Consider the following 7,923-nt stretch of genomic DNA (forward strand, 5'->3'; position numbering starts at 1 on the left):
CGGGCGGCCGGAGCACCCCGGGCGCACGGCGACGGGGCCACCGGGGCCGACAGCGACGGGGCCACCGGGCACGGTGACGGGGCCACCCGGGGGCACGGCGACGGGGCCACCCGGGCGAGCGAGGACGCCGCCACCGGCCGGCCGGCCGATCAGGAGGGTGCGGCCGCCGCTCCGGTCCGGTTGGTGGGCCGGCCTGGGCAGCCGGTCGACGACGGCGTGCCGGGCCGCACCGCGCCGCACCGCACCGGCGGTGCGACGGGCGGCGTCGAACTCGAACGGTGACCCTGATGCCCGAGGTCTTCGCCGATCTGGTGGGCCAGCCCGAGGCGGTCGACCTGCTCCGCCGGGCCGCTGCCGGCGCGGAGACGATCCGGGCCGCCGCGGTCGCGGAGAGTGTCGCCGCCGATGGCACGGGCCCGGCCGGCGGGGTCGACCCGGCCGGCGGTACCCCGGACGCGGCCGGTGCCGGCAGCGCGATGACGCACGCCTGGATCTTCACCGGACCACCCGGTTCCGGGCGGTCGGTCGCGGCCCGGGCGTTCGCGGCGGCGCTGCAGTGTCTGCGGGGCACCGGCTGCGGCGAGTGCGCCGGCTGCCACACGACGCTCACCGGGACCCATGCCGACGTACGGTTCGTGGTGCCGGAGGGACTCTCCATCGGGGTCGGCGAGATGCGGGCCCTGGTGCTGCGGGCGGCCAGCACGCCGAGCGGGGGACGCTGGCAGGTACTCGTCATCGAGGATGCGGACCGGCTCACCGAGGCGGCCGGCAACGCGCTGCTCAAGGCGATCGAGGAGCCGCCGCCGCGTACCGTCTTCCTGCTCTGCACCCCGTCCACGCACCCGGACGACATCTCGGTGACCATCCGCTCCCGGTGCCGGGTGGTGGCGCTGCGCCAGCCGCCGGCCGAGGCGGTGGCGGCCGTACTCCGGGACCGGGACGGCATCGCGCCCGACGTGGCGGCGTGGGCGGCAGCGGCGGCCCAGGGGCACGTCGGCCGGGCCCGCAGGCTGGCCCGGGACCCGGAAGCGCGCAAGCGGCGGGAGGCCGTGCTGGCCCTGCCGCGCAAACTGACCGGCGTCGGCGCCTGCTTCGACGCCGCCTCGGCGCTGATCGAGGCGGCCGAGGCCGAGGCGGCGTCGGCGGTGGTCGAGGCCGACGCGGCCGAGCGGGCCGCGCTGGAGACCGCGCTCGGCGCCGGCGGCACCGGGCGGGGCGCGTCAAGCGCGATCCGGGGCGCCGCCGGGCAGCTCAAGGACCTCGAACGCCGGCAGAAGTCCCGGGCCACCCGCGCCCAGCGGGACGCGCTGGACCGGGCCCTGGTCGACCTGGCCGGCTTCTACCGGGACGTGCTCACCCTCTCGCTGCGTGCCCCGGTCGAGCCGGTGCACACCGACGTCGCCGGGATGGCCAGCTCGGCCGCCGGGAAGTGGACCGCCGAGGGCACCCTGCGCCGGCTGGAGGCGGTGCTCGGCTGCCGTACGGCGATCGAGACCAACGTCAAGCCGCGGATCGCCGTCGAGGCGATGATGCTCGCCCTCTGGCGCGGCTGACCGGCCCGTCCCGGCCGGCGGCCGATTCGCCGACTGCCCGGGAGTTCCGTCCTGATCAGGGAGATCTTGGGGCGAAGGGTTCCCTTCGGGCGGCTCGCCCGGTACGGTTCGGTGCCGTAACGCAGCGAAGGTGACACGTTCGGTGAGCCGATGTGCGCGGCTTCGCCCCGGCGAGGCCGACGACGACCCGCCCCGCCCGGCCCGGCCCCGCCCGGCCCGGTGCGGGGTGGCGCCCGGCGGCATCGGGAAGCGCGCAATCGGGGAAGCGGGCATCGCGCAATCGGGGAAGCGGGCATCGGGCAATCGGGGAAGCGGGCATCGGAAAGCGGGAGGACCTGCCGGTGGCGCGGGAGATCGACCAGTCCTGGGTCGAGGAGGCGATCGAGCGCTATCGGCGCATCGAGGCGCTGCGGGCCGAGTTCGACGAGGCGATCCGGCGGGTCCGGGTCACCGTCCGCTCCCCGGACGGGCTGGTCGAGCTGATCGTCACCGCCGACGGGTCGGTCAACGACGTGCGGTTCCTGGGACCGCCGCAGGTGCGTACCGGGCCGGAGGTGGCCCGGTCGGTCCGGGCCGCCATCACGGCCGCCGACGACGCCGCCCGGTGGGCCCGGGAGAAGCTCTACACCGAGACGTTCGGCGAGTACCGCCGACTGACGGAGGCCTGAGTGGACGGCCTTCGGGACCTCGCCGGCCGGCTCGACGGCGCGGGTGGCCGCCTCGCCGACCTCGCCCGGCGGCTGCCGTACGCCGGGCCGTCCGGCAGTGCCTTCGGTGCCGACGGCCCGGGGCGGCTCGGCGAGGTCGGTGGACTGCTGCACCGGCAGTGGGCGGCCGCGCTCGACGACCGGGCCCGGGAACTGCTGGCCACGGCCGAGCGGCTGACCGACACCGGCTCCGCACTGCGGATCGCCGAGACGGCGTACGCCGACAGCGACGCGGCGGCCTACCGTCGGCGGCCGGAGGAGGCGTGATGGATGTCCTCGACCAGCTCACCGAGCCCGCCGTCACGCTGTCCGGGCGGGTCGACGACCTCCTCGCCGCCGCCGGTGCGCCGGACGGGCACCGGATCTGGCCGCTGCTGCGCCGGCTCCGGGTGTTGCCCGGCGACGCCGTGCGGGCGGTGCTCGGGCTGCGGCCGGGGGAGCTGGCCGCCGCCGGTGAGGTGAGCGGGGAACTGCGCCGGGCCTACCGCGAGGCCGGGGCGGTACTGGCCGACGGCGGCTCGTGGCAGGGCCCGGCCGCCGAGGCGTACGCGGCACACCGCACTGGGCTGGCGGGTCACCTGACCGACCTGGCGGGCCGGGCGGACGCAACGGCGGCGTACGCCGAGGCGGTCGCCGGGTGGATCGCCGACACCCGGTACGCGCTGGCCCGCACCCTCGCCGACGTGCTCGGCTCGGCGGAGGCGGTCGCCGTACTGACGGTCCGGGGCGGCGGGTTCGGGTCGGCGCCGTCCGGCGTGACGCCCGGAGGGCTGCCGGTCGAGTCGGCCGCCGCCGAGATCGGCGCCCGGATCCTGGCCACGGTCGCCGAGGCGTACGACCAGGCGGAGGTGCTGCCGCAGCGCTGGGCAGCCGAGCTGGACCTCCTCGACCACCGTTCCCCGGAGGTCCCCGTGGTACGCCCCGACGGCGGCCGGATCGTGCTCTGATCTCCGGGTGCGGCCGAGCGGCCCGAGCCGGCCGCTGACCGGTCGGGCTCCGGACGAGGTTCGGCGGACGCTGCGATCCGTCGTAGGGTGAGCGCATGGGCATGCTGTGCGCGGTCAGTTTCAACCGTTACGGCCGCCTCTACTACCTCGACCCGGGTGAGCTGCGGCCGGCGGTCGGCGACCGGGTGCTGGTCCCCACCGACGAGGGGACCGAGGTGGCGGAATGCGTCTGGGCCGCGCAGTGGGTGTCGGACGACACCAGCGGCTTTCCCCGGCTGGCCGGCCTGGCCGGCGAGGAGGACCTGCGCCGCGACGAGATGCTACGCAAACGGAAGGCCGAGGCGAAGGTCGCCGCTAAGCGGCTGATCCGGGAGCACGGGCTGCCGATGAAGGTGGTCGCCGTCGACCACATCATCGAGTCGCCGCCGAACGGGGGGTCGAACGGGTCCCGGACCACCATCTACTTCACCGCGCCGCACCGGGTCGACTTCCGGTCGCTGGTCCGCGACCTGGGCGCCACCCTGCACTGCCGGGTCGAGCTGCGCCAGCTCTCCGCCCGGGACTCGGCCCGGGTGCAGGGCGGCATCGGCTCCTGCGGGCGGGACCTCTGCTGCGCCACCTTCCTGACCGACTTCGAGCCGGTGACCATCCGAATGGCCAAGGACCAGGAGTTGCCGCTCAACCCGCTGCGCATCTCCGGCGCCTGCGGGCGGCTGATGTGCTGTCTGAAGTACGAACATCCGCTCTATCAGCAGTTCCAGGCGTCGGCACCGGCGGTCGGGTCCCGGGTCTCCACTCCGGAGGGTTCCGGTCGGGTGGTCGCGCACAGCGTGCCGCGCGACTCGGTGGTGGTCCGGATGGACGCCGACGGCTCCCGCTGCTCGTGCAGCCGCGCCTCGGTCTGCGGCCCGCGCAAGGCCCACGACGAGCACTACGCCGGCTGACTCCCGGGCGGCCGGGCGGCGCGGGGCGGGTCAGCGGAGCGTGAACGGCGGTTCGGCGAGCCGGAACGCCAGTGGCTGGCTCGGCGTCAGCCAGGCGGCGTCCGGGGCGCCGTCCGGCTCGGCCCGCCAGCGCCGGCAGATCCTGTCCACCGCGACCGGATAGCCGGTGAGCGTGCCGTCGGCGGCGATGTGCAGCCGGAGGAAGCTCTTCGCGTCCTCGATGCCCTGGCCGGCGAAGAGCTCGTTGAGGTTGACCCCGAACGAGCCGGCCACCAGCAGATAGAGCGCGGTGAGCTGGCTGGCCACCAGCCCGGCGATCGGCCCGTAGACCACCGCCGCCGCGACCACCGGCAGCGGCCACGGCCACGCGTGGAAGAAGAGCTGGAGCCAGAGCCAGGTGCCGGCGGCGGCCAGCCCGACGTGCGCGAAGCCGTGACAGAGCCCGAGGATCCAGTGCCGGGCGTGCCGTTTGCCGCTGGCGCTGGGCGGCTTGGCGAAGAAGAGCGCGCCGACCAGGGTGACGATCAGCATGACGGCCAACGGGATGCTGAACAGCCGCTGGGCCGCCGCCTCGGAGCGCGGGGCCACCACCCCGGCCATGGCCAGCATCAGCAGGGTGTGCAGGCCGCCGAGCAGGGTGGTGAAGCCCGGGTTGCGCAGCGGCAGCCGGCCGAAGATGCCCCAGCCGTACCGCCGGGACCGGGCCGCGTCCGGATAGCGGCCGGCCAGCTCGTACGACTGGCTGGTGCTGGCCCGCCGGACCAGGGTGTCCTTCGGCGGCACCTCGATGCGGGCTGGCAGCTTGTGGGTGGGATAGAGGTAGGCGCCGCCGCCACCGCAGGTGACCAGGTCGCGGTCCGGTCCGGTGTACCGGGCGTAGTGGTGCAGGTCGCCGGAGAGCAGCAGCCGCACCCGGGCGCCGGTCGGCGCGACCACGGTACGGATGAAGTAGTCGATGGTGTCGTACTCGTGGGGCTTGTCGACGGCCTTGACCCAGCTCGGTTCCGGCACCGCGATGATCACCTTCGACCCGGCGGTGAGCTTCTTCGCCGCCTCCTCGAAGTAGCGCAGTTGCGGGTCGTCGAGGTAGACCCCGGACTGCCCGTCCAGCCCGAACAGCCACCAGCCGGCCGGCAGTTCGACGGCGAAGTACGACCGGCTCTGCGGGGTACGCCAGCCACCGACGTTGTCGTCCCGGGAGCGGACGAAGAGCCGCAGGAAGGCGGTGAGGCCGTCGTACCAGTCGTGGTTGCCGGGGACGGCGTAGAGCACCGGAGCCGGGCCGTCGGCCGGCGGCTGCGGCATGGCCGCCTGGTAGGGCCCCTTGCACCGGTTCTCGTACGCCTCGCCGCTGGCCGTCGGATAGACCTGGTCGCCACCCATCAGCAGCATCTGGCCGCGCGGCAGCCGGTGCCCGTCCACCTCCAGTTCCGGGCGGGTGAGCAGGTAGGCGACCGAGTAGGTGGCGTTGAACCCGTCGCCGAGGTCGGCCACGAAGTCCAGCCACAGGTCGCCGTCCGGGCTGACCTGCCGGGTGACCGTGCCGGGCAGCGAGTTCTGCAACTCCCGCTTGTCCAGGTACGCACCGAAGAGCAGGGCCAGCAGGGTACGCAGCCCGGTGCTGATCAGCAGCAGCGGCGCCAGCCAGGGCACCGGGCGCTGCGGGGTGAAACCGAGTTCGCGCGGATCGAGGCTGCCGGGTCGGGGTGGGGCCGCCGGCTGCGCCGGGATCGGCGGCGCCTGATGATCGGTCATCGATGGAAGCCTAGTCGGGGCGCCCGTTAGCGCACTGTCCGCCTGCCGACCGTTCGGGGCGGTGCGCGGCGGCTCCCGGCCCGGATCCGGCGGAGCGCCTCGGCCGGCCGGGGCGGGTTTGGCGGGTGCCACGATTGTCTGCCGGGGCACACCGCCGGGAAACCCCCGAGCATGGTCGACGCCGGGTGTCGTACACTTGCCGGCGTTGCCGCCTTAGCTCAGTCGGTCAGAGCGACGCACTCGTAATGCGTAGGTCGACGGTTCGATTCCGTCAGGCGGCTCCAAGGTGAGGCCCTGACCAGCCGAAACGCTGGGCAGGGCATCATGTTTGTCTATGTAGTTTTGAATCGTCCCCCGAAAACCCCTCGATAACGTCCGTAGGCGATCAGGTTCGACATGGCGGGTCATGTCGGGCGGCGGTCCCCGTCTGCCCGCGTCTACGTGGCCCGGGTTGGCCCATGATCGCGACGCTCGGGGTCGGTTGTGACCAGTTTGGCACCGAGCTGTTCAAGGATGTTGGAGCTGTCCGGGGCGAGGGTGGGCTTGACGATGTAGTGCTTCTTGGTGATCTCCTTGGTTTTGTGGCCGAGCTGGGCGGCGGCGCGGTCGGCGTCGGCCTCCTTGTCGATGAGGGTGGCGACGGTCTTGCGGAAGGTGTGCGGTGTCACCCATTCGAGGCCGGTGTCGGCGCGGGCTTGGCGCCACTGGCGGCGAACGTTTTGCGGGGACAGCCAGGTCCCACGCCGGGAGGCGAAGATCGCGTCGTGGGGGTTGTCAGCGGCGGTGATCTTGCGGGCCATCAGCATCCCGACCGCGAACCGAGGCAGGACCATTGCCCGGTGACCCGCGTCGGACTTCGTCCAGTCCTGCCGGAAGAAGCCCTTGCGCTTGAGGTAGACTATGGTGCCGGAGATGGTCAGGGTCGGGTGTTCGGTGGTGAGGTCCAGGTCTTCCCACCGGAGTGCCAGGATTTCGCCGATGCGGGCGCCGGTGGCGAGCATGAGGTCAACGATGTCGGCCAAGTCAGTGGTGGGGCGAGGTCCGGACTTCCCTGGTGTGGGCTCTTGCCATTTTCGGATTGCCGAGCGAACGCCGTCCAGTTGCTCCGTTTCTAGGGCGACCACCTTACGTTGCGGGTTACGTAGTCGACCGGTCTCGCGTATGGGGTTGGTCGTCAGCGCGCCACGGCGTACGGCCAAGGCGAACATTTGGCCGAGGACGACCTTTGCACTCCTGGCGGCTGACGGGCGGTCCTCGGCGACCTTACGGAGGAACTTGTCGATGCGGCCCGCGCCGGCCTCTCGGATGCGCAGGTTGCCAAGGCTTGGCACGATGGAGACGCGCACGCTGATCTCGTACCTGCTGATCGTCTGCGGCGTGACGCGTTCCTCCGCAATGATTTCGTCCAGCCACAGAGCGGCAAGCGTGCTGACGTGGCTCTCCCGGGTGATCTCGTCATCGTTGGGGGTAACACGGTCGCGAAGTGCGACCTTCAGCGCCCGTATGGCGGCCGGGCCGGTGGTGTCGGTGGCCTCGACGTCGCGGGTCTTGCCGTCGTGATCGCGAAATCGGGTTCGGGCGCAGTACCGGTTGGGGCCGAGCTTTTCGGTGCGGATGTTGCCCCAGGTGCCGATAGTCCGACGATCCATGGCTTTGGTGAATCAGACACATTTCGTGGGACAATCCCGGCGAATTGGTTCGTCTTCAATCTGGCAATTGGGTGCTGATGTGACGACCTGGTCGCTCCGCTGACCCGGCGTTCGCCGCACAGAATCCGACTAACAGCTCCCAAGCATGATCAAAACGCCCAGTGACTGGACGTTTGCTTCGCGTTCGCGTCGATAGCGACCGATTCACATCTCGGCTCGGTGACACAGAATGCCGGATCTGACCTGGAATGAATGCATCCGGTCCAGCTCTGCTCTGACCGGAATCAACGCGTCGCCCTGCGATCGTGTCTGATTCACGTACACCCTGGAATCAACGGACACTACGTCCGCCGAGCCGGCCTCCAGAG

Annotated in this window: 7 protein-coding genes and 1 tRNA gene; 6 read left to right on the top strand and 2 right to left on the bottom strand. The window is 72.4% G+C overall.

Annotated elements, in window-relative coordinates:
- Window positions 1–287 precede the first annotated feature (287 nt).
- From AAH979_RS15740 to ricT, 5 genes are all read left to right on the top strand, one after another.
- On the top strand, window positions 288–1,553 hold the full coding sequence (locus tag AAH979_RS15740) for a DNA polymerase III subunit delta' (protein WP_346258832.1): 1,266 nt from the start codon (window positions 288–290) through the stop codon (window positions 1,551–1,553).
- Between the two features lie 341 nt (window positions 1,554–1,894).
- A complete protein-coding gene (locus tag AAH979_RS15745; protein ID WP_346258833.1) occupies window positions 1,895–2,221 on the top strand; it encodes a YbaB/EbfC family DNA-binding protein in 327 nt (108 codons plus the stop codon).
- The gene (locus tag AAH979_RS15750; protein WP_346258834.1) at window positions 2,222–2,527 is read left to right on the top strand and encodes a hypothetical protein; all 306 of its coding nucleotides are present in this window, start codon (window positions 2,222–2,224) and stop codon (window positions 2,525–2,527) included. It begins immediately after the preceding gene.
- Entirely contained in the window at window positions 2,527–3,207 is a 681-nt protein-coding gene (locus AAH979_RS15755; RefSeq protein WP_346258835.1) for a hypothetical protein, read from the top strand. Before AAH979_RS15750 ends, AAH979_RS15755 begins: the two co-directional genes overlap by 1 nt.
- Window positions 3,208–3,302: 95 nt before the next feature.
- Window positions 3,303–4,151 (top strand): regulatory iron-sulfur-containing complex subunit RicT, encoded by an 849-nt coding sequence (ricT, locus tag AAH979_RS15760; RefSeq protein ID WP_346258836.1) that lies wholly within the window; start codon window positions 3,303–3,305, stop codon window positions 4,149–4,151.
- A 30-nt stretch (window positions 4,152–4,181) separates the two neighbouring features.
- On the opposite strand, the gene AAH979_RS15765 is transcribed toward ricT, so the two are convergent.
- A complete protein-coding gene (locus AAH979_RS15765) occupies window positions 4,182–5,906 on the bottom strand; it encodes a metallophosphoesterase (RefSeq protein ID WP_346258837.1) in 1,725 nt (574 codons plus the stop codon).
- Window positions 5,907–6,113: 207 nt separating this feature from the next.
- On the opposite strand from AAH979_RS15765, the gene AAH979_RS15770 reads away from it, so the two are divergent.
- Window positions 6,114–6,190: transfer RNA gene (locus AAH979_RS15770), tRNA-Thr, on the top strand.
- A gap of 153 nt (window positions 6,191–6,343) precedes the next feature.
- Here AAH979_RS15770 and AAH979_RS15775 read toward each other — a convergent pair.
- Window positions 6,344–7,555, bottom strand: coding sequence for a site-specific integrase (locus AAH979_RS15775; protein WP_346258838.1), 1,212 nt, complete (start codon window positions 7,553–7,555; stop codon window positions 6,344–6,346).
- Window positions 7,556–7,923 lie beyond the last annotated feature (368 nt).

The organism is Plantactinospora sp. ZYX-F-223 (genome assembly GCF_039649625.1).
Taxonomy (GTDB): domain Bacteria; phylum Actinomycetota; class Actinomycetes; order Mycobacteriales; family Micromonosporaceae; genus Plantactinospora.